The organism is Comamonas sp. GW821-FHT11H03 (assembly GCF_058807955.1).
Genome location: NZ_JBXARF010000015.1, coordinates 28,458 through 54,380 on the forward strand (window position 1 = coordinate 28,458; position 25,923 = coordinate 54,380).

Genomic DNA, 25,923 nt, shown 5'->3' on the forward strand with positions numbered 1-25,923 from the left:
GCCCCACCCTTAGCCTTGTAAAAAGATGAGCTGCCAGCGCTTTATCTGCAAGTACTTCACCAAGGTTTTGGTCTGAAATCCTTGTGCAACTTGCGCCAGCAGCTATGAAATTTGAGAGATTCATGAGCCAAGAACCCCAAGCCAGCCCCGAGCTGTTGTCGCTGCGCAACCAGATCGATTCCCTGGACCGCCAGTTGCTGGAGCTGGTCAACCAGCGCGCCCATGTGGCCGAGCAGGTGGGCGAGCTCAAGAAGAAGGAAGGCTCGGCCTACTTCCGCCCGGACCGGGTGGCCCAGGTGATCGAGAAGATCAAGTCCAACAACCCCGGCCCGCTCAAGGGCGCGCATGTGGCCGCCATCTGGCGCGAGATCATGTCGGCCTGCCTGGCACTGGAATCTCCCCAGCGCGTGGCCGTGCTCGGCCCGGCCGGCACCTTCTGCGAAGAAGCCGCGATCCAGTACTTCGGCGGCGCGGCCGACCTGATGTACTGCAACAGCTTCGAGGAAGTCTTTCATGCCACGGCCGCCGGCAGCGCCCAGTACGGCGTGGTGGGCGTGGAGAACTCCAACGAGGGCGTGGTCACGCGATCACTGGACATGTTTTTGCACACGCCCTGCCATGTGGTGGGCGAGGTCAGCATGCTGATCCGCCACAATCTGATGCGCACCAGCAACACGCTGGACGGCATCGAGGTCGTGGCCGCCCACCCCCAGGCTCTGGCCCAGTGCCAGGGCTGGCTGTCCAAGCATCTGCCCCATGCCGAACGTCGCCCCGTGGAGAGCAATGCCGAAGGCGCACGCCTGGCGGCCCTGCACCCCAACTGGGCCGGCATTGCAGGTGAGCGAGCCGCCCAGCAGTTCGGCCTGCACATCGTCAGCCACGCGATTCAGGACGATGCCTACAACCGTACCCGTTTTGCCGTCATCTGCCTGCCGCACACGCTGGCCACGGCCGCGCCCAGCGGCAGCGACTGCACCAGCCTGGTGATCTCGGTGCCCAACACGGCCGGCGCCGTGCATGACCTGCTGGTGCCGCTGAAGAAGCATGGCGTCTCGATGACGCGCTTCGAGTCGCGCCCGGCCCGCACCGGCCAATGGGAGTATTACTTCTACATCGACATCGAAGGCCACCCGGCCCAGGCCAATGTGGCCGCCGCCCTGCAGGAGCTGCAGGGCCTGTGTGCTTTCTACAAGGTGCTGGGCACCTACCCGGTGAGCAAGTGATGGCGACTCAGGAATTGCAGCCGTTCGAGCAGCTCGGCTTGATCGGCTGCGGATTGATGGGTGGCTCCTTCGCCCTAGCACTCAAGAAGGCCGGCCTGGTCAAGCGCGTGGTGGGCTACAGCAAATCGCCCTCGACCACCGAGCGCGCCCGCCAGATGGGCGTGATCGATGTGGAAGCTCCCTCCGCCCTGCTGGCGGCGGCCGGCGCCGACCTGGTGCTGCTGGCCGTGCCCGTGGCGGCCACCGAGGCCACGCTCAAGTCCATCAAGCATCTGGTCACGCCCCAGATGATGATCATGGACGTGGGCTCCACCAAGGTCGATGTGGTGCAGGCCGCTCGTTCGGCGCTGCGCGACCAGATGGGCAGCTTTGTGCCCGCCCACCCCATCACCGGTAAGGAAGTGGCCGGCGTGGAGCACGCCGACGTCAAGCTCTACCAGGGCGCCCAGGTCGTGCTCACCCCTACGGAGCGCACGCTGACCGCGCATCTGACCAAGGCCCAGGCGCTGTGGCAGGCCCTGGGCTGCAAGGTCACGGCCATGTCGCCCGAGGCCCATGACTGCGCACTCGCCACCGTCAGCCACCTGCCCCATCTGCTGGCATTCGCCATGATGCAAAGCGTGCTGAACCAGCCCGGCGCCGACGATATGCTGTCGCTGGCCGGGCCCGGCTTTCGCGATTTCACCCGCATCGGCGCCGGCGACCCCAAGCTCTGGCGCGACGTGCTGCTGGCCAACCGCGATCAGGTGCTGGCCCAGTCGCGCCAGTTCCGCCAGGCACTGGAGCAGCTCGAAGGGCTGATGCAGGCCAACGACGGACAGGGCCTGCAGGACCGTCTGACCCTGGCCAGCGCCGCTCGCGCCGAATGGAGCTTGGGCGGCAAGCGAGGCTCTTAAACTAGCGGCGTCGATCTATTCACCCAACCGCCACAGACACCGGGCAAAGCCCGCCGCGCAGCCCCGGTGTCCAAGCAGCCAGACTGCGCAGGGGTTACGAGAGTTTTATGTTCACCACCGAATTTCTGGATCTGCCCGCACTGGACTCCGCCAACGGCAGCGTCAGCCTGCCAGGCTCCAAAAGCATCTCCAATCGCGTGCTGCTGCTGGCCGCGCTGAGCCAGGGCACCACCACCATCCACGACCTGCTGGATTCGGATGACACCCGCGTCATGCTGGCCGCACTCAAGCAACTGGGCTGCAGCATCAGCCCCGATGCCGTCACGCCCGGCCAGGCCATTGACGTCACCGGCATCGGCGGCCAGTTGCCCGCCGGCACCAAGGCGACACTGTTCCTGGGCAATGCCGGCACGGCCATGCGCCCGCTGACTGCGGCGCTGTCGGTACTGGGCGGCGACTTCGAGATGACGGGCGTTCCCCGCATGTACGAGCGCCCTATCGGCGACCTGGTCGATGCGCTGCGCCAGTTGGGCTGCAGGATCGACTATCTGAAGGACGAAGGCTTTCCGCCCCTGAAGATCGGCCAGCCCGACTTCAGCCAGCTGGGCAGCGAATCCATCAAGGTGCGCGGCGATGTCTCCAGCCAGTTCCTGACCTCGTTGCTGATGGCCCTGCCCCTGCTGGCCAATGTCCCCGGGGCACAGCGCGACATCACCATCGAGGTGGTGGGCGAGCTGATCTCCAAGCCCTATATCCACATCACGCTGGAGCTGCTGGCGCGCTTCGGCATTGCCGTGAAAAACGACAACTGGCAACGTTTCGTGATCCCTGCAGGCTGCCGCTTCCAGTCGCCCGGTGCCATCCATGTGGAGGCTGATGCCTCTTCCGCCAGTTACTTCATCGCACTGGGGGCAATTGCCACCGGAACGACCGATGACGCCGATGCAGACAACGCGCCGCAGCCCAAGAGCATCCGCATTCTGGGCGTGGGCCAGGACTCGATCCAGGGCGATATCCGCTTCATCGAGGCCGCCCAGGCCATGGGTGCACAGATCGAAAGCGGCCCCAACTGGCTGCAGGTCAGCCGCGGCAGCTGGCCTCTGAAGGCCATTGACCTCGATTGCAACCATATCCCCGACGCGGCCATGACGCTGGGCACCATGGCGCTGTATGCCGACGGCGTGACCACGCTGCGCAATATCGCCAGCTGGCGCGTCAAGGAAACCGACCGCATTGCCGCCATGGCGATCGAGCTGCGCAAACTGGGTGCTTCCGTGGAAGAAGGCGCGGACTACATCCGCATCACCCCCCCGGCCGGCAAGACCGCCTGGAAAGCAGCCAGCATCCACACCTATGACGACCACCGCGTCGCCATGTGCTTCTCCCTGGCGGCCTTCAACCCGGCCAAGCTGCCCGTGCGCATCGAAGACCCAAAATGCGTGGCCAAGACCTTCCCCGACTATTTCGAGGCGCTGTTCTCCGTCAGCGAAGCCGAGCGCGAGCATATTCCCGTGATCTGCATTGACGGGCCCACAGCCTCCGGCAAGGGCACGATTGCCGCAGAAGTCGCCAGGGCACTGGGCTACCAGTTGCTGGACTCCGGCGCGCTCTATCGCATCACCGGCCTGGCCGCATCGCGTGCCGGCATGACGCTTGATGAATCGAACGAGGAAACCATTGCCGAGATGGCGCTGGACCTGCCCGTGCGCTTCGATGCGCAGCAGCGTGTCTGGCTCGGCGAGGAGGACATCAGCCAGGCCATTCGCAGCGAAGAAGCCGGCATGAATGCCTCGCGCGTATCGGCCCTGCCCGCCGTGCGCACCGCGCTGGTGGATCTGCAACTGTCCTTCCAGGCCCCGCCCGGGCTGGTTGCCGATGGCCGCGACATGGGTACGGTCATCTTCCCTCGCGCCCCGCTGAAGGTCTATTTGTGGGCCTCTGCCCAGTGCCGCGCCGAGCGCCGATATAAACAGTTGATTTCCAAAGGAATTTCAGCTAATATGTCCACCCTTTTGGCAGACCTTGAGGCGCGCGACGCCCGCGACATGAATCGCGCCACCGCTCCCCTCAAGCCCGCCGAGGATTCTTTGCAGCTCGACAGCTCCGAGATGACCATTGAAGAAGTGGTTGCCCAGGTGCTGTCGTGGTGGCAGGAACGCCAGCCGTTCGGCCGTCCTTGAAATTTCAGCTTGAAGTTTCAAGGGCAGCCCTGCATCTGGCTTGTTGGCCCTTGATGCCAGGTTCTCGCAGACCGCGAGCCGGCAGCAAGGTTGTTAACCTTTAACCCCGTGGGTCTCGAACCCACAACCTCCGCAATCAGTCTTAGAAACGCTTGGCAATGGTGCCGACGGAAACCTGATTGCGGCCAAGGAACTACATGTCTGAATCTTTTGCCGCCCTTTTTGAAGAGTCGTTGACACGCACCGAAATGCGTCCTGGCGAAGTTATCACCGCTGAAGTCGTGCGCGTTGAGCACAACTTCGTGGTGGTGAACGCCGGCCTGAAGTCGGAAGCCTACGTGCCCCTCGACGAGTTCAAGAACGACCAGGGCGAAGTCGAAGTCCAAGTGGGTGACTTCGTGTCCGTGGCCATCGGCTCGATCGAAAACGGCTACGGCGACACCATCCTGTCCCGTGACACCGCCAAGCGTCTGGCTTCCTGGCTGTCGCTGGAAAAGGCTCTGGAATCCGGCGAATTCGTGACCGGCACCACTTCCGGCAAGGTCAAGGGCGGCCTGACCGTTCTGGTCAACGGCATCCGCGCTTTCCTGCCCGGTTCGCTGATCGACACACGTCCCATCAAGGACCTGACCCCCTACGAAAACAAGACCCTGGAATTCAAGGTCATCAAGCTGGATCGCAAGCGCAACAACGTGGTGCTGTCGCGCCGCGCTGTGGTGGAAGCCTCCATGGGCGAAGAGCGCGCCAAGCTGATGGAAACCCTGAAGGAAGGCGCTATCGTTCAGGGCGTGGTCAAGAACATCACCGAATACGGTGCGTTCGTGGACCTGGGCGGCATCGACGGCCTGCTGCACATCACCGACATGGCATGGCGCCGTGTGCGTCACCCCTCCGAAGTGGTGACTGCCGGCCAGGAAATCACTGCCAAGATCCTGAAGTTCGACACCGAAAAGAACCGCGTGTCCCTGGGTCTGAAGCAAATGGGCGACGATCCCTGGATGGGCGTGGCTCGCCGCTACCCCTCCGCCACCCGTCTGTTCGGCAAGGTCACCAACATTGCCGACTACGGTGCATTCGTGGAACTGGAACCCGGCATCGAAGGCCTGGTGCACGTTTCCGAAATGGACTGGACCAACAAGAACATCGCTCCCACCAAGCTCGTGTCCCTGGGCGACGAAGTGGAAGTCATGGTTCTGGAAATCGACGAAGACAAGCGTCGCATCTCCCTGGGCATGAAGCAGTGCAAGGCTAACCCCTGGCAAGAATTCGCCCAGAACACCAAGCGCGGCGACCGCGTGAAGGGCCCCATCAAGTCCATCACCGACTTCGGCGTGTTCGTGGGTCTGGCTGCCGGTATCGACGGCCTGGTGCACCTGTCTGACCTGTCGTGGAACGAAGCCGGCGAAGCCGCTGTTCGTAACTACAAGAAGGGTCAAGAAGTCGAAGCCATCGTGCTGGCCGTGGACGTTGAGCGCGAGCGCATCTCCCTGGGCATCAAGCAACTGGACAGCGATCCCTTCACGACCTTCGTGACCGTGAACGACAAGGGCCAGATTGTGACCGGCAAGGTCAAGACCGTGGACGCCAAGGGCGCTGAAATCGACCTGGGTGAAGACATCATCGGCTACCTGCGCGCTTCCGAAATCTCGCAAGACCGCGTGGAAGATGCTCGCTCCGTTCTGAAGGAAGGCGACGAAGTGACTGCCGTGGTGGTGAACGTGGATCGCAAGAGCCGCAACATCCAGCTGTCCATCAAGCAAAAGGATCACGCTGAACAGCAAGTCGCCATGGCTTCCCTGTCGGCTCAGTCCTCCAAGGAAAACGCTGGTACCACCAGCCTGGGCGCTCTGCTGCGCGCCAAGCTGGACGCTGACAAGTAAATCTTGCATCAGCCGGTCAGCCAGCTCGTCTGACTGACCGCTAAGCGTCAAAGACAACGGGCGCCCTGTGCGCCCGTTGTTGTTTTCAACCTAGAGCCTCCGCCACCCGATGACCCGATCCGATCTCGTCGAAGAACTTGCCGCCCAATTTGGCCAACTCAACCAACGTGATGCCGAGCAGGCCGTCAAAACCATTCTGGATGCCGTCAGTGATGCCCTGGTGCGCGGTCACCGTATTGAAATTCGCGGCTTTGGCAGCTTTGCCATCAATCACCGCCAGCCCCGCATAGGCCGCAACCCCCGCTCTGGCGAGTCCGTTCAGGTTCCCTCCAAGCGCGTTCCTCATTTCAAGCCCGGCAAGGCCCTGCGCGAAGCCGTGGACAATCTCAAGGCCGAAGACTCCGCTGCCCAGCAGCCGCAGACCGCCTGAAGTCCATGGGCACCGTCAGCCACCTCAGGACTGACCATGCCGTCCGTTTGCCAGTCCGCGCATAGGCTGGCCTAAAATCTTCCCGTCACACAAGGCGCATAAAGGGAAGCATGAAATACCTGCTGTGGCTGCTCAAGGCAGCCATTTTTTTCACTCTGTTCGCATTCGCGCTCAACAACCAGCAAGACGCCACCGTGCATTTCTTCTTTGGCACGGCCTGGACCGCACCTCTGGTACTGGTGGTTCTGGCGGCTTTTGCGCTGGGTCTTTTTGTCGGAGTGCTGGGCATGGTGCCGCGCTGGCTCAAGCATCGCAGCGCAGCGCGCGAGGCACAGGCCACGCAACAGGCACCGAACACCGCAGACAACACCACCAGTGCAGCACCTGCGGTGAAGGAACAGAACTCTTCTTCGATCATTGCGCCGGGCGACGTGCATGGAATTTAATCTGACTTGGATTTTGCTGGGCCTGCCTGCGGCCTTTGTGCTGGGCTGGCTGGCTTCCCGCTGGGATTTGCGCCAGGTGCGTGCCGACAACCGCCAGGCTCCCAAGGCGTACTTCAAAGGCCTGAACTTTCTGCTCAACGAGCAGCAGGACAAGGCCATCGATGCCTTTATCGAGGCCGTACAGAACGACCCCGACACGACCGAGCTGCACTTTGCCCTGGGCAATCTGTTTCGCCGGCGCGGTGAATACAACCGCGCGGTACGCGTCCACGAACATCTGCTCAGCCGCGCCGACCTCACCCGCCCCGACCGGGACCGTGCCCAGCATGCACTGGCACAGGACTTTCTCAAGGCCGGCCTGCTGGACCGCGCAGAAGAGGCGCTGAACCGCCTGGAAGGCACGCAGTACGAGGGCGAGGCGCGCCTGGCACTGCTGGCCATTTACGAGCGCTCGCGCGACTGGGCCCAGGCAGCGGCCATCGTGCGCAAAATGCAGGCCGCCGGCCAGGGGGACTTCAGCACCCGGCTGGCCCATTACCTCTGTGAAGACGCTCAATCTCAGGTGGCCCAAGGCCAGCTCGACAAGGCTTTTGCGCAGCTCAGGCAGGCTCTGGAGACTGCGCCGCAAGCTCCGCGCCCCAGGCTGGAGCTGGCCCAGCTCCAGCATCGACAGGGCCAGTCTGCACAGGCTTTGTCAAGCCTTCAGGCTCTGGCACAGAACAGCCCCGCAGCCCTGCCTCTGGCGGCCAGCCTGCTGGTGGAAGTGGCCGAGGCAACGGGTGCGCTGAGCGAGGCACACAATCTGTTGCTCAAGCACTATGAACAAGCTCCATCACTGGACCTGCTGCAAGCACTGGTCGCAGTCGATCAGAAAAGCGGGGATGCTGAAGCCCCCGGCCGCCAGCGCCTGGTGCAACATCTGGAGCATGAGTCTTCCCTGGTGGCTGCAGCCCAATGGCTGGAAGGCGAGACACTGACCGAAGAGCAGTACCATGCCACCGTGCAGAAGGCACTGAACCATGCCACCAAGCCCCTGACCCGCTACCGCTGTGCAGCCTGCGGCTTTGAAGCTCGCACCCATTTCTGGCACTGCCCCGGCTGCCAGAGCTGGGACAGCTACCCGGCACGCAGGGTCGAAGAGCTGTAAGACAAAAAGAGCGCCCAGGGCGCTCTTTTTCATGCATGCAGCCGGGCAGGCTAATATGCCTCCCACTCATCCGTGGGCATATCCTGCTTGCCGATCAGCCAGGGCAGGCGCGAGGACACGCCGACCAGCGCACCCACCGCCCAGAACAGGGCCGAGACTCCGACCACCGTGCCCAGCGAGCCGAACAGCACCGGCATCAGCACGCTGGAGCCGTTGATGGCCATCATGCGCAATCCCAGCGCCTCGCCATGGCGCTCGGGTGGCGTGATCTGATGAATCATGCTCATCACCATGGGCTGCACCGATCCCAGTACCACGCCCAGCAAGACCGAACAGGCACCCATGCTCCAGGCACCAGGCATGAAGGGATAGGCGATGAACAAGGCGCAGGCGGCAACCATGGCACCCAGCACCACTTGCGATTCGGTCAGATGGCGCGTGATGATAGGCATCAGCATGCGGATCACGGCCGCAGCAATCGCAAAAGCACCCAGGATGCTGCCGATCACCGAGGCAGGCAGCCCGCGCTCATGCCCCAGAATGGGCACGACAAAGGTGTGCACGTCCCAGCAAGAGGAAAGCGCCCAGTTCAACAGCAGCAAGCGCCTGAAGCCCCGGTTCTGAACCAGATCCCAGGCCGCGGCTTTCTGACTCGCACCCTCGGTCTGCTGAGCCGGTAGCTCCTGCACCGTTCTTGCCCAGAACCAGGCCGCCAGAGGCATCAGGGTCAGCAGCAGGAAGGCGGCCCTGAAGCCTGTGGTACTGGCCGCTTCACCGCCTGCGTAGTCGATCAGCAACCCGGCCGCAAACGGCCCCAGAAAGTTGGAAATGGCCGGGCCAATCGCCAGCCAGCTGAAGACCTTGCGCAGCTCGTCCTTGTTGTGCGCCATGCGCCCCACATGGCGCTGCAAGGCGATCAGTGCCATGCCGGCTGCACCGCCCGTCAGCAGCGCGCTCAGGCACAGCACCGGATAAAGCGGGAACAACACAGCCACTCCTGCTCCGGAACATGCGGCCGCCACACTGATGATGAGCGGACGCTTGAGCCCGTGACGATCCGCATAGCGCCCCGCAGGCAGCGACAGAAACACCTGGGTCAGTGCAAACAGTGCCAGCAGCATGCCGACCGCGGCCGCGCTGTACCCCTGCTTGAGCGCCAGCAGCGGCGTGGCCATGCGCATTCCGGTCATGGTGCCATGAATACAGATTTGCGCGAGGATCAGGCGCAGCAGGGCCGCATTCATTCGTCGTCCTCGCTGGCCGTCTGATCACCACCAGGCGATGCGACCGGAAACAGGGGCTGCTCCTGCCCCGCCCCATTCGGCAGCTCCTGCACATTGCGCAAATGACGCTGAATGGCGCGCGTGCGCACACCCACCTGATCAAACTTGCGCGCAGCGGCATCGATGGACTTGCGCGTGGCCTCCACCACCTCGCCGAACTTGCCGAACTCGGTCTTGACCTGACCGAGAACGCCCCAGACTTCAGAGGAGCGCTTCTCGATTGCCAGCGTCTTGAAGCCCATCTGCAGGCTGCTGAGCATGGCGGCCAGATTCGCGGGACCGGTAACCACGATGCGATGCTCGTTCTGCAGCGCCTCGACCAGCCCCGGGCGGCGCAGCACCTCGGCAAACAGGCCTTCGCTGGGCAGATACATGACGGCAAAGTCCGTGGTGTGGGGCGGCGCGAGGTACTTGCTCGCAATCTTTCTGGCTTCGCCGCGAATCGAGCTCTCGAAGGCATTACCCGCCGCGACAATGCCCACACGATCTGCGCTGTCCTGCGCATCCTGCAGACGCTGGTAATGCTCGACCGGATATTTAGCGTCGATAGGCAACCATACGGGCTGCTCGTCGTTGCGCCCCGGCAGCCGGATGGCGAACTCGACCAGCTCATCGCTGTCAGGCACGGTCTTGACGTTTCTGGCGTACTGCTCGGGCGTGAGCACATTGTCGATGATGCTGCCCAGTTGCAGCTCACCCCAGGTGCCGCGTGACTTCACATTGGTCATCACACGCTTGAGGTCGCCCACGCTGCCCGCCAGAGTCTGCATCTCGCCCAGCCCCTTGTGCACCTGCTCCAGCCGGTCGCTGACCAGCTTGAAGGACTCGCCCAGACGCTGCTCCAGCGTGGCATGCAACTTTTCATCGACGGTTCGGCGCATCTCGTCGAGCTTGAGGGCGTTGTCGCTCTGAATCGTGGCCAGTCGTTCGTTGAGCGTTGCGCGCAGTTGCTCCGCCGTGGTCTGCTGACCCTGTGCCAGGGCACCCAGCTGCTGGCTCACCGCATCCTGCAGCACGGCAAACTGATGGCGCAGTTGCTCGCCATTGCTGCCCAGCTGATCCTTGAGCGCAGCCCCCATATTGGTACTCATATGCGTGAGCTGCTGCTGGATATCGCCCTTGAGCGAGTCCAGCGTGCCGCGCGTCGTCTCGGCCAGGGCCTCGAAGCGCTGCTGGACATGGACTGCCTGCTCTGCACTGCTTTGGGCCAGTGCCGCGCGGGCTTGCTGGCTGTCGCCCGTCAGCCGCTGCGCAAGCTGGGCAACTTCTTCACGAAAGGACGCCAGCGCCGCCGCCTGCTCGCGTCTGGCGGACAGTGCATCTTGCTGGGCCTGGGTCAACTGGGTCTGCACATGCTGGGTGACACGATCCAGGGCGCCATCGCTCTTGGCCACCGTCATCTGCGTACTCTGGCTGCTGCGCTCGAGCTGCTGCAGCCTGACATCCAGCGCCTGCAATCCCTGCTGCAGCTGGGCTTGCAGCCTCAAAGCATCAGGGCCAAGAGCAAGCTCCGTCTGACGGCGCAACCCCTGCAGCCGCCACAGCAGCACCAGGAGCAGGGCCACCATCAATACGGCCACTGCCGCCAACCCAAGCCACCACGTAGTCACTGTCTTGCCACGCCTTTCGCACTCTTGTTTTCATAGCTAGGAGCGCTTTTCAGTAAAGCACTACAGGCTGTTTTGCATTGAAATTTCGCGAATGGCATTGCAGACTGAAGTTTGCAAGCACTAGCGCGCAGGCAAATTATCAGCCCTCAGAGCCACGAAAAATTCAATGCAGTCAAAAGTGCAGCTTCCGGTTGCAGCCTTGGCGACAGCGAGACTGCAACCGGTTGACGCAAGAATCAGGCGTCGGGGCCGACCTGCTGGGCAATGGCCATGGCGAACTTGCCGCCGCCCACCGACCAGTCGGAGTAGTCGTTTTCGTGCGTGAAGATGAACACATCGCTGGGTGCCACGCCCGCCTCTTTTTCCAGATTGGCGGCAATATTGGCGTAGAGGGCACGCTTCATGGCGTCGCTGCGGCCACGGCGCATAGTGATCTCCACCACCACCACACGGCCCGAGCGCTGGTAGCCGTTGAAGGTGCGGCTGAAGAAGAACTTCTGCTCGTCATAGTCATCAACCATGTTGAACAACTCGTCGGCAGGCATGCCGATGCCATCGATCAAGGCCTGATGAATCCCGTTGACGATGGCCTGACGCTGGGCGGGCGTGGTGTCCTTGTGGACGCTGGTGCGGATAAAAGGCATTGCTGTCTCGATTGAAATAAGAAAAGCCCGCTGAGCGCCAAAGCGTCAGACGGGCAGAAATTATCAAAGCCGAAAAAGCGCTCAGATCACACATCCGCCCTCAAACTGATGTGACGAGAGCCGACCTAATGGAGGCGCATCAAACAAGCTGATTGACGGGTGTCAGCGGCCCCTTGCCTGCAAAGAAGGAGATCAGATTGTCTGCCGCCAGCGCCGCCATGGCCGTGCGCGTGCCCTTGGTGGCGCTGGCTATATGGGGGGTCAGCACCACATTCGGCACGGTCAGCAGATCGGGATGCACGGCTGGCTCGCCCTCGAACACATCCAGCCCCGCTGCGGCAATGCGCCGGTCTTTCAGCGCCTGGGCCAGAGCCGCATCATCCACGATGCCGCCGCGTGCAATATTGATCAGCGTGGCCGTGGGCTTCATCCGGGCAATTTCTGCCGCGCCGATGGTGTGGCGGTTCTCGGGGGTAAATGGCAGCACCAGCATCAGGTGGTCTGCACGTTCGAGCAACTCCTGCTTGCCGACATAGCTGGCCTTGCACTCGGCTTCCAGCGTCGCATCCAGACGCGAGCGGTTGTGATAGATCACCTCCATGCCAAAGCCGTAAGCCGCACGACGCGCAATCGCCTGACCGATGCGGCCCATGCCCAGGATGCCAAGCGTGCTGCCATGCACCTCGGCACCGGCAAACAGGTCGTAATGCCAGTCCTTCCAGAGCCCGGCACGCAGATAGTGCTCGCTCTCGGTAATGCGGCGCGCCGTGGCCATCAGCAGGGCAAAGCCGAAATCGGCCGTGGTCTCGGTCAGCACATCGGGGGCATTCGTGCCCTGCACGCCTGCGGCCGTCATCGCATGCACGTCGAAGTTGTTGTAGCCCACCGCCATATTGGCCACGATCTTGAGCTGCGGACAGGCGGCCAGCAACTCGGCATCGATGCGCTGCGAACCCGTGGTCAGCACGCCATCCTTGCCCTGCAACTGCTGCGCCAGCTCCATCGGAGACCAGACCACATCGTCCTGATTGGACTGCACTTCAAAGTGCTGCTGCAGCCGTTGCACCACCTCGGGTGAAATGGCACGGGCGATCAGAATGCGAGGCTTGATGCTCATCGTAGTTTCCTCTTCAAGTTATGCATGATGGCGGCGCACCGCAGTCCGGACAGCCATGCGCGGCTTACAGGAACCAAATCCAGGTAATCAAAACCAGCAGCGGCACCAGCACGCAGACCGACCAGATCATGTAGCCAAAAAAGCCCGGCATCTTCACGCCACGATCTTCGGCAATCGCCTTCACCATGAGGTTAGGCGCATTGCCAATATATGTGTTCGCCCCCATGAACACGGCACCGGCAGAAATGGCGGTCAGCGTCAGCGCCATATCGGTCATCAGATGCCCGGGGTCGCCACCAGCGGTATTGAAGAACACCAAATAGGTCGGCGCGTTGTCCAGGAAGGAGGACAGCAGACCCGTAGCCCAGAAATACATGGCCGGGTTGGGCGTGCCATCGGCATTGGTAACTGCTCGCACCACGGCACCGAACGGGCCATCGACACCGGCCTTGAGCATGGCGATGACGGGAATGATGGTCAGGAAAATACCTGCAAACAGCTTGGCCACTTCCTGCATGGGCCCCCAGCCGAACTCATTGGCCTGATGCACACGGGCGGGTGTGAGCTTGAGCGAAAGCACAACCACGGCAAGCAAACCCAGATCGCGCACAAGACCAGGCAGGCCCACATGCGTCCCGGCGATCTCGATACCCACAGGAGTGCGCCAGATGCCGCTGACCAGCACTAGCGCCACCACCACTGCCAACAGAGCAAAATTCACACGGCCATCAAAGCCCAGACGACTTGGTGCTCCGGTCACGTCCATGCTGGGCGTCGGATCGGGCAGATCGGTCTCACCCTTTTCCCCCATCAGCTTGCGGTCTATCGCATAAAAAACGGCCAGCAGCGCCAGCGTGAGAAACAGCATGGAGCCCCAGATATGGCGCACGGTCCAGAAGAAATCCACCCCCCTCAGAAAGCCCAGAAACAGCGGCGGATCGCCTAGTGGCGTCAGTGCGCCCCCGGCGTTGGAGACGATAAAGATGAAGAACACCACCACATGGGCCTGATGACGACGGTTGTCGTTGGCGCGCAGCAGCGGGCGGATCAGCAGCATGGAAGCCCCTGTCGTGCCCATGAAGCTGGCCAGCACCGCACCGATGGCCAGGATGGCGGTGTTCAGCCCCGGCGAGCCGCGCAGATTGCCACGCACATAGATGCCGCCAGCCACCGTGTACAAGGCGGTCAGCAGGACCACGAACGGCAGATACTCGGCCAGCAAGGCATGCACCAGATTCACACCCGCCGCGCCCAAGCCGTAGATCAGCGCAAAAGGCAGCAGGAAGGCCAGCGCCCAGCCGGCGGTGACCTTGCCGAAATGGTGATGCCAGAATTGCGGCGACAGCAACGGCATCAGCGCAATCGACAGCAGCATGCCCACAAACGGCAGGCCCCAGGCCACGGACATGGCTGCACCGTCAATGTCTGCGGCCTGCGCGGTGGCCGCTGCCAGCGTCAGCAGCGTGGCAGCTGCGACTTTCATACAAGATTTGCTGTTCAAACGCCCATCCTCTCTGCTCTATGCCCTGCAATAGGCACAACTCCCGCCAATGATTCTTTGATTTCTATGCCAGCGAAACCGGCTCCGGCGGTGCAATGCTGAACACTTGGCGCAGATAGGCCAGGTATTTTTCATCGTCACACATGCTCTTGCCCGGTGTGTCCGATAGCTTTGCCACGGGCTGGCCGTTGCAGCGCGTCATCTTGATCACGATCTGCAAGGGCACATGCTCGGGGGGATTGCCCAGATCGTTGGTCAAATTGGTGCCGATGCCAAAAGCCAACTGGCAGCGACCGTTGAAGCGTTCGAACAACCCGATGGTTTTAGGGATGGTCAGCCCATCGCTGAAGATCAGCACCTTGCTCAACGGATCGATCTTGTTGGCCTTGTAATGCGCAATCAGGCGCTCACCCCAGTCAAACGGGTCGCCGCTGTCATGGCGCGCACCGTCAAACAGCTTGCAGAAGTACAGATCGAAATCACGCAGAAAAGCCGACATGCCATATACGTCGGACAGCGCAATACCCAGATCGCCCCGGTACTCGCGCGCCCAGGACTCGAAGCCGAAGATCTGGCTGTCGCGCAGGCGCGGGCCCAGGGACTGGCAGGCCTGCAGATATTCATGGGCCAAGGTTCCCAGCGGGATCAGACCCAGCTTCATCGCATACAGCACATTGCTGGTGCCCGCCAACTGTCCCTTGCGCTGACCGTTGACGCGCGCCGCCCCCGAGTGACCCAGCCTGGCGCAAAGCACCCGCAGCACCTCTTCATGCCATGCCCTGGAAAAGCGCCTGCGGGTGCCGTAATCGGCAATCTTGAGCGACTCAAGGCCGGGCGCCTGCAGCAGCTCGATCTTCTCGTCCAGGCGCTTGCGTCCTTCCAGGAAGTTGGGCACCGGCTGGGTATTGCGGAAATACACCTCGTTGACGATGGCCAGCACCGGGATCTCGAACAAGATGGTGTGCAGCCAAGGACCCTGGATGGTGATGTCGATCTCGCCGCTGGCCAGGGGCGTGACCGTGATGTATTTGTCGTTGAGCTGGAACAGGCTCAGGAAATCGACAAAATCGCTCTTGATGAAACGCAGCGAACTCAGATAAGCCAGCTCGGCATCCTGAAAGCGCAGCTTGCACAGAGAACGGATCTCTTCGCGGATTTCATTGACGTACGGAGCCAGCTGCACGCCGGGGTTGCGGCATTTGAAGCGGTACTCGACCTGCGCGCCCGGAAACTGATGCAGCACCACCTGCATCATCGTGAATTTGTACAGGTCGGTGTCTAGCAGACTGGTGATGATCATGGACGACGGTGGGCCTGGCGGTCCGTTCAGTCATGGAACAAGGCTGGCTCAAAACACAGACTAAGCCGGCCTCAACAGAGACTGACGAGTGTAGGCGATTCCACACCCTGCACCGTACTCACTGCCTCTAAGCGCTTATTGCAAATGCCGGCTTCGGAATTGCCACTATGTTTAACACTGAAATCAGCGTTAAACCCTTGATATGCATAAGCAATAAGCTATCAATTTTTATTGATCAGCCAGCTCTGCGCGCAGCAGTGGCTGCAGTGCCATACGTAAGGGCTCTGGCAAAGGCACAGGCCGACGCGTCTGTCTGTCGACATAGACGTGCACAAAATGCCCTGCTGCAGCCGACTGGCTCGCGCCCTTGGCAAACAGACCCACTTCGTAGCGCACGCTGGAGCTGCCCAGATGGGCCACACGAATACCCGCTTCCACGGTTTGCGGGAAAGCCAGCGAGGCGAAGTAATTGCAATGGGTCTCTATCACCAGGCCAATCGTCTGCCCTGCATGGATATCCAACGCGCCCTGCTCTATCAGATACGCATTGACCGCGGTATCAAACCAGCTGTAGTAGATGACGTTGTTCACATGGCCGTAGACATCGTTGTCTGACCAGCGGGTGCTGATTTCACGAAACACGGGATAGGAGTCACGCGCCTGTGGCTGGGCGCGCAGAGGTTTGCCATGAGATAACGATGCGGTCATGCAGCCATTGTGCAGAGCTGCCCAGGCGCCGCCAGCACCACCGCGACAGGGCCTGGAAGTCACCGCTCGCCAACGCATGACGCAGCGCAGCAAAAAGCACAGCCATGCATTTTTTGTCAGTTATCAGACATAACAAAGTTTTTAAAAATCAGATACTTATCAAAAACAAGGAGTCATTAATTTTTTTGCTGCAACGCAACAAATTAATGCTTGCATTGCTGCAAATTCTCTTCCACAATGCACCCATGCTGCACTGCAACATAAAACTAGCTCAGAGCTAGCGGCCATGTCAGGGCAGAAGTTTCCTCCGGTCCGATCCCTTTGTTAGATCCGTAATTTTGGAGAATTGCCATGAGCCTGACCCCTGACCAAATCCTGAGCGCACAAAAAGCCCACTTCGAGACGCTGTTCGGCCTGACCAGCAAAGCCTTCGAAGGCGTGGAAAAGCTGGTTGAACTGAACGTCACCGCTTCGCGCGCCGCCTTGACCGAAGCTGCCCAGCACACCCAAGCCGTGCTCAGCGTCAAGGACGCCCAGGAACTGCTGACTCTGCAAGCCGGCCTGTTCCAGCCTCTGGCCGAGAAGACCGCTTCCTACAGCCGCCATCTGTATGACATCGCCAGCAACACTGCCGGCGAATTCAACAAGGCTCTGGAAGTGCAATCCACCGAAGCTCGCAAGAGTTTCAACGCCCTGCTGGACAACTCCACCAAGAATGCGCCTGCCGGCTCCGAATCCGCTGTGGCCATGGTCAAGAGCGCAGTCTCTGCCGCCAACAACGCTTTTGAGTCCGTGCAAAAGGCGGTGAAGCAAGCCTCCGACATGGCCGAAGCCAATTTCAACGCGGCCACCAAGACAGCAACCGAAGCTGTCAAGGCTACAACCACTACCAAGCGTTAAGCACATGGTTATTGACATGCTTGGCAAAGACTAGGTGTTTACCCTATAATTGCCAGCATGTCAGGTCAGCATGCATTGATGTGGATGCCGACCTTGCGCAAGTTGTCTCCTTGGATCCTCCTGAAACCCCCGTTTCATGGATCCCTTCAAAGCCCAATCTTTCCGATTGGGCTTTTTTTTATGCGCGCTTTCCTCAGGTCTCCAACTCCTCCGCCCTGTGCATAATTGACGTTTACGTCAACGTCAATAGACATCGAACAAGGAGATAGTTCATGCAGATTCAGGATCGCGTATTCATCGTGACCGGCGGCGCTTCGGGCTTGGGTGAAGGCACGGCGCGCATGCTGGCCGCCAACGGCGGAAAGGTCGTAATTGCCGACATGAATGCAGAGCGCGGCGAGGCCGTGGCCAGCGAAATCGGCGGAGTCTATCTGCGCTGCGACGTCAGCAATGAGGCCGACGGTCAAGCCGTGGTCGCCAAAGCAACCACTCTGGGCAAACTCGTCGGCCTGATCAACTGCGCCGGCATTGCACCGGCCGAGAAAACCGTAGGCAAGAACGGCCCGCACAGCCTGGCCATCTATACCAAGACCATCATGGTCAACCTGGTCGGCACTTTCAACATGATTCGCCTGGCGGCGGACGCCATGAGCAAGAATGAACCAGAGCCCACCGGCGAGCGCGGCGTTCTGATTTCCACCGCCAGCGTCGCTGCCTATGACGGCCAGATCGGACAGGCAGCCTACTCTGCATCCAAGGGCGGCGTGGTCGGCATGACGCTGCCCATTGCTCGCGACCTGGCTCGCAGCGGCATTCGCAATATGACGATTGCTCCCGGCATCTTCGGCACTCCCATGCTTTTCACCATGCCGCAGGAAGTTCAGGATGCACTGGCCGCCAGCGTCCCCTTCCCCAGTCGCCTGGGCAAGCCCGAGGACTACGCCAAGCTGGTCAAGCAGATCCTGGAAAACGACATGCTCAATGGTGAAGTCATCCGCCTGGACGGCGCCATTCGCATGGCCCCGAAATAACGGATAAATCAAAGGCCTTTTCTCCGGATCCCGGGCAAAGAAAAAGCCGCAATCAATTGCTTGATTGCGGCTTTTTGAATCTGGCGGAGTGGACGGGACTCGAACCCGCGACCCCCGGCGTGACAGGCCGGTATTCTAACCAACTGAACTACCACTCCTGGCAGGAAGCTTCGCTACACATTGTATAGCTGCAAGCGCTTCAAACTTGGCGACCCTACGGGGATTCGAACCCCGGTACTCACCGTGAAAGGGTGATGTCCTAGGCCTCTAGACGATAGGGTCAATCCTAGAACGATTCAAGTCTTGCGACTTGCCGTCAAAAATTTTGGTGGAGGTAAACGGGATCGAACCGATGACCTCTTGCATGCCATGCAAGCGCTCTCCCAGCTGAGCTATACCCCCTTGAAGCAATGAAACAGTGTCTCTCTGCTGCAATGCAAAAATTGTAGCACAGGGTTTTCGCCAGTTTTTCCAAACTTCCAAGATTTTGTCGACAGCATGAGAAAAGGGATGCAGAACGCATCCCTTTTTCTTTCAGTACCAAGCCTGCATCAGCTCACGGCGCCGCCATCACGGATGCGATGCATCTCGCCGATATCCACCGTCCAGACCAGACCGTCGCCAATCTGCCCGGTGCGGCAGGCCGCGACGATTGCTGCACGAATCGGCTCCACCATGGACTCTTCCACGATCACGCAGACCATGAGCTTGTCCGAAAAGTCGGTCAGCTCATCCTTGACCGTACGCTTGTCCACTGCCGCGGGGGCCGTAAAGCCCTCGGCCTTGAAAATCGTCACGCCGGGAAAATTCGGAATCGCACGCAGCTCGGTTCGTAGACGCTCCAGACGGCTGGGACGCACGATGGCGCGGATTTCTTTCATCGTCATCGGATCACTCCTTTCTCAAATCAAGCTTCGGTCGGCTTATCGTCAAACCAGCGGTACAGCGTGGGCAACACCACCAGCGTCAACAAAGTCGAGGTAATCAAACCACCGATCACCACAATAGCCAAGGGACGCTGAACCTCGGAGCCGGGACCTGTCGCAAACAGGAATGGCACCAAGCCCAGCAAAGCCACGGTTGCGGTCATCATCACAGGGCGGAAGCGCTGAGTACAGCCTTCGCGCACGGCTTCGGCCACGTCCATCCCATCCTGGCGCAGTTGGCGAATGCTAGATACAAGCACCACGCCGTTCAGCACAGCAATACCCCACAGGGCAATAAAGCCCACCGATGCCGGCACGCTCACATATTCACCCGTGACAAACAGACCGATCAGGCCGCCAATCGAAGCAAAGGGCAGCACCAGAATGATCAGGCTTGCCAGCTTGATGGAGTTGAACAGCAGGAACAGCAGGAAGAAGATGGCCACGATAGTCAGCGGCACGATCACCTGCAACGTGCCCATGGCGCGCTCCATGTTTTCGAACTGACCACCGAACTTGAAGTAATAGCCGTCGGGCAGTTTCACCTCCTTGTCCAGGCGCTGCTCGACCTCAGCCACAAAGCCAGCCAGGTCACGCCCTTCCACGTTCGCGCCCACAACCACGCGGCGCTTGCCACCTTCGCGGCTGATCTGCGCAGGGCCATCAACCAGCTCGATCTTGGCCAGGCTGCTCAGAGGCACTTGCGCGCCAGCCGCCGTGGTCAGCAGAGTTGCGCCAATGGCTTCGGGCGATCCACGATAGGACTCGGGGAAGCGCACGACGACCGAGTAACGACGCTCGCCCTCATACAAGGTCGTCACGTCCCTGCCGCCAATAGCGGACTCCAGAAGACTTTGCACATCGGCAACGTTCAGACCGTGACGGGCAATCGCCTTACGGTCGATATCCACCGTCAGAGCCTGCTGACCCGAGAGTCGCTCGATACGGATGTCCGTACTGCCGGAGACGCTCTTTAGGATGCGCGCCACCTGCTCGGAGACTTCCTTGAGCTCTTCCAGCTCGTCCCCGAACACCTTCACAGCCAGTTGCGAGCGCACGCCGGTCACCATTTCATCCACACGTTCGGAGATAGGCTGGGACAGCACAATCTGCACGCCGGGAATCTTGGACAGGCGCTGACGAATCTCTTCGTCGATCTCATCCTGGGTACGCTCGGATTCGGGGTCCAGCAGCACGATGGGGTCAGACTCATTGGGACCAGCAGGATCGGCCGGCGATTCGCCACGCCCCAGCTTGGAGACCACGGACTTCACGCCAGGCACCTGTGCCACTTCCTTCATGGCAGACATTTCCATGCGAATGGATTCATCCAGGGAAATGCTGGGCACACGGTTGATCTGCGGTGTCAGCGCACCTTCCTTCATGGTCGGCATGAAAGACTTACCCAGGAACGGGAACAGGCCCAGCGATCCGATCAGCAAAGCCACGGCCACGGCCAGTGTCAGGCGGTTGCGCGCAGTCGCACCGTCAAGCAAACGCAGATAGTGGCGCTTGAGAAAACCAATCAGCTTGGTATCGTGATCGGCGCCGCCCTTGAGGAAGTAGGAGCACAGCACGGGCGACAGGAACAGCGACACGGCCAGCGAGATCGCCAGAGCCATGGCGATGGTCAGCGCCAGCGGGCCGAACATCTTGCCTTCAATGCCTTGCAACGTCATCAACGGCAGGAACACCAGAATGATGATGGCAATGCCGAAGATGGTGGGTGTAGCCACTTCCACAGTGGCAGACAACACGGTTCGAATACGTTCGCCACGCGAATTGCCCGCCTGCCCCAGTTTGTGGAAAACGTTTTCCACCACCACCACGGTCGCGTCCACCATCAGGCCGATGGCAATGGCCAGCCCCCCCAAAGACATCAGGTTGGCCGAAATGCCATATTTGTTCATCAGTATGAAGGTACTCAGCGGCGTGATGATCAGCGTCGCCACGACGATCAGACTGGATCGCACATCCCCCAGGAAGATGAACAGCACCACCACCACCAGGAAGATGCCTTCAATCAGCACCTTGCCCACGGTCCACAGGGCCGAATCCACCAGGTCGGTTCGGTCATAGTAGGGAACGATCTGCAGGCCGCCAGGCAGCATGCCCTTGGAGTTGATTTCCTCGACACGCTCCTTCACGCGGGTCACCACCTCCTTGGCATTGCCGCCACGCATCATCAGCACGATGCCGGACACGCCCTCGGTATAGCCGCCCTTGATGATGGCGCCCTGTCGCACCTCGGCATCGATCTGCACCTTGGCCACATCACGCACATAGACCGGCACTCCTCCCTGCTCCTTGAGCACGATGTTGCCGATATCGTCCAGCGTGCGAATCATGCCTACGCCGCGAATCAGATACTGCTCGGTCACCTGCGGCAGGATGCCGCCGCTGGCATTGGCATTGTTGTCCGCCACAGCTTGCACCACCTGACGCACACTCAGGTTGTAGTGACGCAGACGGGCAGGATCGACCAGCACCTGGTACTGCTTGACATATCCGCCCTGGGAGTTGATTTCCGCCACACCGGGAATGGAGCGCAGCAACGGGCGCGCCACCCAGTCCTGAATGGTGCGACGCTCCGTCAACTCGGCCTGGGTCAGCTCGCGCTTGCCATCATCGGGGTGATCCAGCGTGTACTGATAGACCTCCCCCAGGCCAGTGGATACCGGCCCCAGTACCGGCACGATGCCTTCAGGCATGCGCGGCGTGACTTCGATCAGACGCTCCGTCACCAGTTGCCGGGCAAAGTACACATCGGTCGCATCGGTAAACACCAGCGTGATGATGGACAGACCGCTCTTGTTGAGCGAGCGCATCTCTGCCAGCCCGGGCAATCCTGTCATGGCGATTTCGAGAGGCACGGTCACAAAACGCTCGATCTCCTCGGGCGAACGACCAGGGGCTTCGGTGGCAACCTGAACCTGCACATTGGTCACATCGGGGAAGGCATCCACCGACAGATTCATGGCGGCACGCAGGCCAAAGCCACACATCACCAGCGCCAGCACGACCACCACCAGCCGCTGCGATAGTGCGGCACGAATCATGGAGGCAATCATGGGCTTACTCCAGTTCTGCGCGCTTGCGCTCATTGTTCAGGTGGAATGCACCTTCGACCACGATCTGCGTGCCTTCGCTCACCCCCTTGACCACAGGTCGCAGACCACCGCTGGTCGCCCCCAGCTCCACCGGAGTCAGGCGGTAGTGGTTTTCGGCCTTCTTGACGTAGACGTAGTCCTTGTCGTTCTCGCGGACCACTGCCAGTGCAGGGATCGCCAGAGTCTTCTCCATGGCCCCCTGGATCTTCATGGTGGCCAGCATCTGGGGCTTGAGCGCCAGATCCTTGTTGTCCACCTGAGTGCGAATCGTCACGGTGCGGGTTTCGGGGGACACTGTGTCACCCACGTAGATGATCTTGCCCGAGATGGGTGTCTCCTCGACGCTCAGCCCCAGCGCCGGCACATCGATCTGGACGTTCTGGCCAGTCTGCACACTGCGTGCAATTTGCTCAGGCAAGGCGCCTACCACCCAGACATTGGAGAGATCCGCCACAGTGAACAGAGGGTCCCCAGGCTGCGCAACCTGACCCTGGCTGACTTGGCGCTCGATCACGATACCGGCAGCAGAAGCCGTGATGGCGGCATTCGGTGCAACATTGCCCTTGGCGCGCAAACTGCTCAGCGCATCGGCGGACAAGCCCATCAGCTTGAGCTGATCGCCTGCCGCCCTCAACTCTGCGCGCGCAATCTGCACTTCTGATTCGCGACGCAGCAGTTCTGCAGAGCCGATCACATCGGCAGCAATCAGCTGACGTGCCCGCTCTACGGAGCGCTCGGCCAGAGTCGCCGTGGCGCTGGCACGCATATAGGCCAGTTGAGCCGTGGTCAACTCGGGGCTGGCGACGCGAGCCAGGGTCTGACCCGCTTTGACTCGATCGCCGGTTTCGGCCAGCACCTCGGTCACACGTCCTGTCACGGCCGCACCGATGCGGGTGACCTTGCGTTCGTTGGCCTCAATGCGACCAGCAACTTCCTGCACCGATGCAACTTCGGCCTGCGTTACCGCAGCGGTCTTGAAGTTACTTGCCATTTCGGCAGAGACAACCACTTCCATGGGGTCAAGCTCGGCCTTGATATCTGCTGCAGCAACTGCAGCTGCCGGCCCCTCCTTGCCGCAGCCAGTCAGGGTCAATGTTGTCAGCCCGGCCAACGCCAGTGCCAGAACCAGTGAGGCGGGACGCGCAGTCCAGGAGTGATGATGAGAAGACATAAAGCGAATTCAAAAAATACGAAAACGTGGTCTTGACTTTGAAAGCTCAAAGCGAGGAAGGCTGCGCATAGCGACCAGCCAGAAAATCCAGTTCAATCCGGGCGGATTGCAGCTGGTAACGGGCTTCAAGCAAATCGGCGCGCACCGTGCGCAGCACGCGCTGGGCATCCAGCACATCCAGAATGCCGCGCTCGCCGAAGCGGTAAGCCGCCTCTGCTACGCGCAAGGCCGACTCGGCCTCGCGCACCGCTCCCTCGCTCAGAGCCTTGGTGCGTACCTGCGCCATTTCCATGACCTTCCAAGCCTGCAACATTTGCTGCTCCAACTCGGCCTTGCGACCTTCCATGCGCAGGCGAGCACGCTCGGCCTCCGAAGCGGCCTCATCAATGGGGCCGCGGCGCTGGTCGAACAGCGGAATCTGAATGCTCACGCCGACGGTGTTATTGCGGATGTCGGGTTCACGCGTCTGCGCGTAACGCAGCTCAAGACCCGGCCAACGGCTGGCTTTGGCGCTGTTCTTCTGCGCTTCGGCCTTATCCACCTCGGACTGCAGCTGCAGCAGCTCCGGATGGGACTGCCAGTTGATGTTCTGCAACTGAGCCTGGGCCACTGGATCCTGCAAAGACAGGGCCAGGTCAAAGCGGCTGGGCAACTGGCCAGCGGCCAGGCGATTGAGCGTGAGCTGGGATTGCTCAGCCAGCAAACGGGCAGACTGCTCCTGCTGACGAGCGTTGATCAGTTCGGCATCGGCCTTGATGATTTCGTAACGCGCTGCCTCACCGCTGGAAACACGTATGCGTACACGCTCATGAGCCTGCTCCAGCAGCGTGACCGCGTCATAGGCGGCCTGGGCCTGCGCCTGTCGCAGGACCACTTCGTAGGCCTTGAGCTTGACCTGGGCCACAAGTGCATTGCGCGATGCAGCGATCTGGTGCACGGATGCTCGCTGCCCGGCTTGCGCCGCCTCGATACGCGCAGCGCGCACCGAAGGCATTTCGATGGGGACCGAAATCGCCATGGTCTGCACATTGCCAGGGGTTGCCGATGCCAGGCGCGCCTTGTTGTCGCCGCGGCTCCACTCCAGCTTGGGGTTGGGCAAAGCACCGGCGCTGACCACAGCCGCCTGAGCCGTGACGCTCGACTGCTGAACGGAACGCAGTTCAGGGTTGTTGTCCAGCACGGTCTGCACCAGTTGCGTCAGGGTCAGCTTGGGCTGTACCGGATCTGAAATGGTGCCGCTGACTTGTTGTGTGCCATAGGCATTGGTCTGAGCATTCGCAGCCAGAGCTGCCGCGAGACACAGGCAGAGCACAGCCGCGCGTTTGGGGCTCCGCAATGGAATATGGCCAGAAGAATTCTTACTGGCCTTGGCCGGTAAAGAAGCCGGCACTATCGATCTGTTGAACATAGAACACAGCTGCCTTCTTGAGGGCAGATAAAGTGAGGAAGGGGTCGGAAAACTGTCATGCACATGCGGCAGCTGCCACATGCGATGCAGAATCAGTTACACCTGAGCAGGCGAAGCCGCCCCAGACCTGTCTCAGAGCCATGCTCTAGCAGACAAGCACTTTCCAGTGCCAGCAGGCGCCGGAATGACGGGCGGCAGGTAACGGAGGTCTAAAAAGCCCAGCGCAAACGTTCTGACGTGATGACGTCAGCTGAACTGGAGCTAGCCTGCCAGCGGCAGGCCGAGACTTGGCGGACGCAACATGCTTTCCGGCCAGGGATAAGTCGGGTGCACCACATGCCCCTGAGGAGGCACCCGGACATCGGCCACACCTACAGCTACCGCTTCGGGAGGGCCAAACAATTCATTGCGATCATCTTGCGCCGGATTGAGTTCGGCAGTGCGATGCGGACGGTGAATGGAGAACTCCACCGTATCTTCTTCCACATCGTCCTCGAACTCCTGCAGCACATCGACACCGTATTCGTGCGGCTGCGCGTCGAGCACATGAGCCATTGCCACTACATCTTGCGAACCTGCGGGCAGCATGGCGATGAGTTGCACTCCGATGATGGAGGCAAACATCAGCAGCGACAGCAGAAAGGAAGACGCCGGGCGCATGGATCGAAGGAGCTGTGGTTAAACGAACAACAATGAAGGGATGAGACAGTCACTGGGGAGCAGACCCAATGGTGACAAGATGGTGTACCGATTGGCAGCAAAAGTTCCCGCATGAAAAACTTTTGTCAACATCTGTAAGGGTGAACGATAGCGTATCGCCATAGCACTTGCATGGCAAGGGTATCTTGCTAGAAAGTCAGGAGCACATCAGTTCTGCCAGAGTGCGCAGACAAGAAAAAAGCCGCAACCAATTGCTTGATTGCGGCTTTTTGAATCTGGCGGAGTGGACGGGACTCGAACCCGCGACCCCCGGCGTGACAGGCCGGTATTCTAACCAACTGAACTACCACTC

Annotated in this window: 21 protein-coding genes and 3 tRNA genes; 9 read left to right on the top strand and 15 right to left on the bottom strand. The window is 60.7% G+C overall.

Annotated features, from left to right (window positions below):
• Positions 1-122: 122 nt before the first annotated feature.
• From pheA to lapB, 7 genes are all read left to right on the top strand, one after another.
• Positions 123-1,223, top strand: coding sequence for a prephenate dehydratase (pheA, locus tag AC1RTQ_RS23440; RefSeq protein ID WP_302091598.1), 1,101 nt, complete (start codon positions 123-125; stop codon positions 1,221-1,223).
• Entirely contained in the window at positions 1,223-2,119 is an 897-nt protein-coding gene (locus tag AC1RTQ_RS23445) for a prephenate dehydrogenase (protein WP_492879282.1), read from the top strand. The genes pheA and AC1RTQ_RS23445 overlap by 1 nt, the downstream gene beginning before the upstream one ends.
• Positions 2,120-2,226: 107 nt before the next feature.
• Complete coding sequence (locus AC1RTQ_RS23450; protein ID WP_492879284.1) at positions 2,227-4,299, top strand: bifunctional 3-phosphoshikimate 1-carboxyvinyltransferase/cytidylate kinase; 2,073 nt, start codon at positions 2,227-2,229, stop codon at positions 4,297-4,299.
• Positions 4,300-4,496: 197 nt separating this feature from the next.
• Entirely contained in the window at positions 4,497-6,179 is a 1,683-nt protein-coding gene (rpsA, locus tag AC1RTQ_RS23455; RefSeq protein WP_034371361.1) for a 30S ribosomal protein S1, read from the top strand.
• Between the two features lie 109 nt (positions 6,180-6,288).
• Positions 6,289-6,609 (top strand): integration host factor subunit beta, encoded by a 321-nt coding sequence (locus AC1RTQ_RS23460; protein WP_003077008.1) that lies wholly within the window; start codon positions 6,289-6,291, stop codon positions 6,607-6,609.
• A 110-nt stretch (positions 6,610-6,719) separates the two neighbouring features.
• Positions 6,720-7,055 carry a LapA family protein gene (locus tag AC1RTQ_RS23465; RefSeq protein ID WP_492879287.1) on the top strand — a complete coding sequence of 112 codons (336 nt, stop codon included), beginning with the start codon at positions 6,720-6,722 and terminating at the stop codon, positions 7,053-7,055.
• Positions 7,045-8,202: a lipopolysaccharide assembly protein LapB gene (gene lapB / locus AC1RTQ_RS23470; RefSeq protein WP_304352117.1), complete on the top strand. Its 1,158-nt coding sequence runs from the start codon at positions 7,045-7,047 to the stop codon at positions 8,200-8,202. Before AC1RTQ_RS23465 ends, lapB begins: the two co-directional genes overlap by 11 nt.
• 50 nt (positions 8,203-8,252) lie before the next feature.
• On the opposite strand, the gene AC1RTQ_RS23475 is transcribed toward lapB, so the two are convergent.
• The 7 genes from AC1RTQ_RS23475 to AC1RTQ_RS23505 all read right to left on the bottom strand — a co-directional run bounded on the left by AC1RTQ_RS23475 (position 8,253) and on the right by AC1RTQ_RS23505 (position 16,365).
• Entirely contained in the window at positions 8,253-9,446 is a 1,194-nt protein-coding gene (locus tag AC1RTQ_RS23475) for an MFS transporter (RefSeq protein ID WP_492879289.1), read from the bottom strand.
• On the bottom strand, positions 9,443-11,053 hold the full coding sequence (locus AC1RTQ_RS23480; protein WP_492879314.1) for a DNA recombination protein RmuC: 1,611 nt from the start codon (positions 11,051-11,053) through the stop codon (positions 9,443-9,445). The genes AC1RTQ_RS23475 and AC1RTQ_RS23480 overlap by 4 nt, the downstream gene beginning before the upstream one ends.
• A gap of 278 nt (positions 11,054-11,331) precedes the next feature.
• Positions 11,332-11,739 (bottom strand): tautomerase family protein, encoded by a 408-nt coding sequence (locus AC1RTQ_RS23485; RefSeq protein WP_492879291.1) that lies wholly within the window; start codon positions 11,737-11,739, stop codon positions 11,332-11,334.
• A 139-nt stretch (positions 11,740-11,878) separates the two neighbouring features.
• A complete protein-coding gene (locus AC1RTQ_RS23490; protein ID WP_492879293.1) occupies positions 11,879-12,856 on the bottom strand; it encodes a 2-hydroxyacid dehydrogenase in 978 nt (325 codons plus the stop codon).
• A 64-nt stretch (positions 12,857-12,920) separates the two neighbouring features.
• Positions 12,921-14,339: a sodium:proton antiporter gene (locus AC1RTQ_RS23495; protein WP_492879295.1), complete on the bottom strand. Its 1,419-nt coding sequence runs from the start codon at positions 14,337-14,339 to the stop codon at positions 12,921-12,923.
• A gap of 82 nt (positions 14,340-14,421) precedes the next feature.
• Complete coding sequence (gene pncB / locus AC1RTQ_RS23500; protein WP_302091607.1) at positions 14,422-15,657, bottom strand: nicotinate phosphoribosyltransferase; 1,236 nt, start codon at positions 15,655-15,657, stop codon at positions 14,422-14,424.
• A 228-nt stretch (positions 15,658-15,885) separates the two neighbouring features.
• Entirely contained in the window at positions 15,886-16,365 is a 480-nt protein-coding gene (locus AC1RTQ_RS23505) for an acyl-CoA thioesterase (protein WP_304352112.1), read from the bottom strand.
• A gap of 351 nt (positions 16,366-16,716) precedes the next feature.
• On the opposite strand from AC1RTQ_RS23505, the gene AC1RTQ_RS23510 reads away from it, so the two are divergent.
• Positions 16,717-17,265, top strand: coding sequence for a phasin family protein (locus AC1RTQ_RS23510; protein ID WP_492879298.1), 549 nt, complete (start codon positions 16,717-16,719; stop codon positions 17,263-17,265).
• 272 nt (positions 17,266-17,537) lie between these two features.
• Positions 17,538-18,296, top strand: a complete 759-nt coding sequence (locus AC1RTQ_RS23515) for a 3-hydroxyacyl-CoA dehydrogenase (RefSeq protein ID WP_492879300.1) — start codon at positions 17,538-17,540, stop codon at positions 18,294-18,296.
• An 81-nt stretch (positions 18,297-18,377) separates the two neighbouring features.
• Here the strand turns inward: AC1RTQ_RS23515 and AC1RTQ_RS23520 are convergent.
• From AC1RTQ_RS23520 to AC1RTQ_RS23555, 8 genes are all read right to left on the bottom strand, one after another.
• Positions 18,378-18,454: transfer RNA gene (locus tag AC1RTQ_RS23520), tRNA-Asp, on the bottom strand.
• A gap of 48 nt (positions 18,455-18,502) precedes the next feature.
• Positions 18,503-18,578: transfer RNA gene (locus tag AC1RTQ_RS23525), tRNA-Glu, on the bottom strand.
• Between the two features lie 44 nt (positions 18,579-18,622).
• Positions 18,623-18,698 (bottom strand) — tRNA-Ala (locus AC1RTQ_RS23530).
• Between the two features lie 149 nt (positions 18,699-18,847).
• Complete coding sequence (locus tag AC1RTQ_RS23535; protein ID WP_302091610.1) at positions 18,848-19,183, bottom strand: P-II family nitrogen regulator; 336 nt, start codon at positions 19,181-19,183, stop codon at positions 18,848-18,850.
• A 20-nt stretch (positions 19,184-19,203) separates the two neighbouring features.
• Positions 19,204-22,293, bottom strand: coding sequence for an efflux RND transporter permease subunit (locus AC1RTQ_RS23540; RefSeq protein WP_492879302.1), 3,090 nt, complete (start codon positions 22,291-22,293; stop codon positions 19,204-19,206).
• Positions 22,294-22,297: 4 nt separating this feature from the next.
• The gene (locus AC1RTQ_RS23545; protein WP_492879304.1) at positions 22,298-23,503 is read right to left on the bottom strand and encodes an efflux RND transporter periplasmic adaptor subunit; all 1,206 of its coding nucleotides are present in this window, start codon (positions 23,501-23,503) and stop codon (positions 22,298-22,300) included.
• A 46-nt stretch (positions 23,504-23,549) separates the two neighbouring features.
• Positions 23,550-24,839, bottom strand: a complete 1,290-nt coding sequence (locus AC1RTQ_RS23550) for a TolC family protein (RefSeq protein WP_492879306.1) — start codon at positions 24,837-24,839, stop codon at positions 23,550-23,552.
• A gap of 333 nt (positions 24,840-25,172) precedes the next feature.
• Complete coding sequence (locus AC1RTQ_RS23555) at positions 25,173-25,571, bottom strand: hypothetical protein (protein ID WP_304349531.1); 399 nt, start codon at positions 25,569-25,571, stop codon at positions 25,173-25,175.
• Between the last annotated feature and the right edge of the window lie 352 nt (positions 25,572-25,923).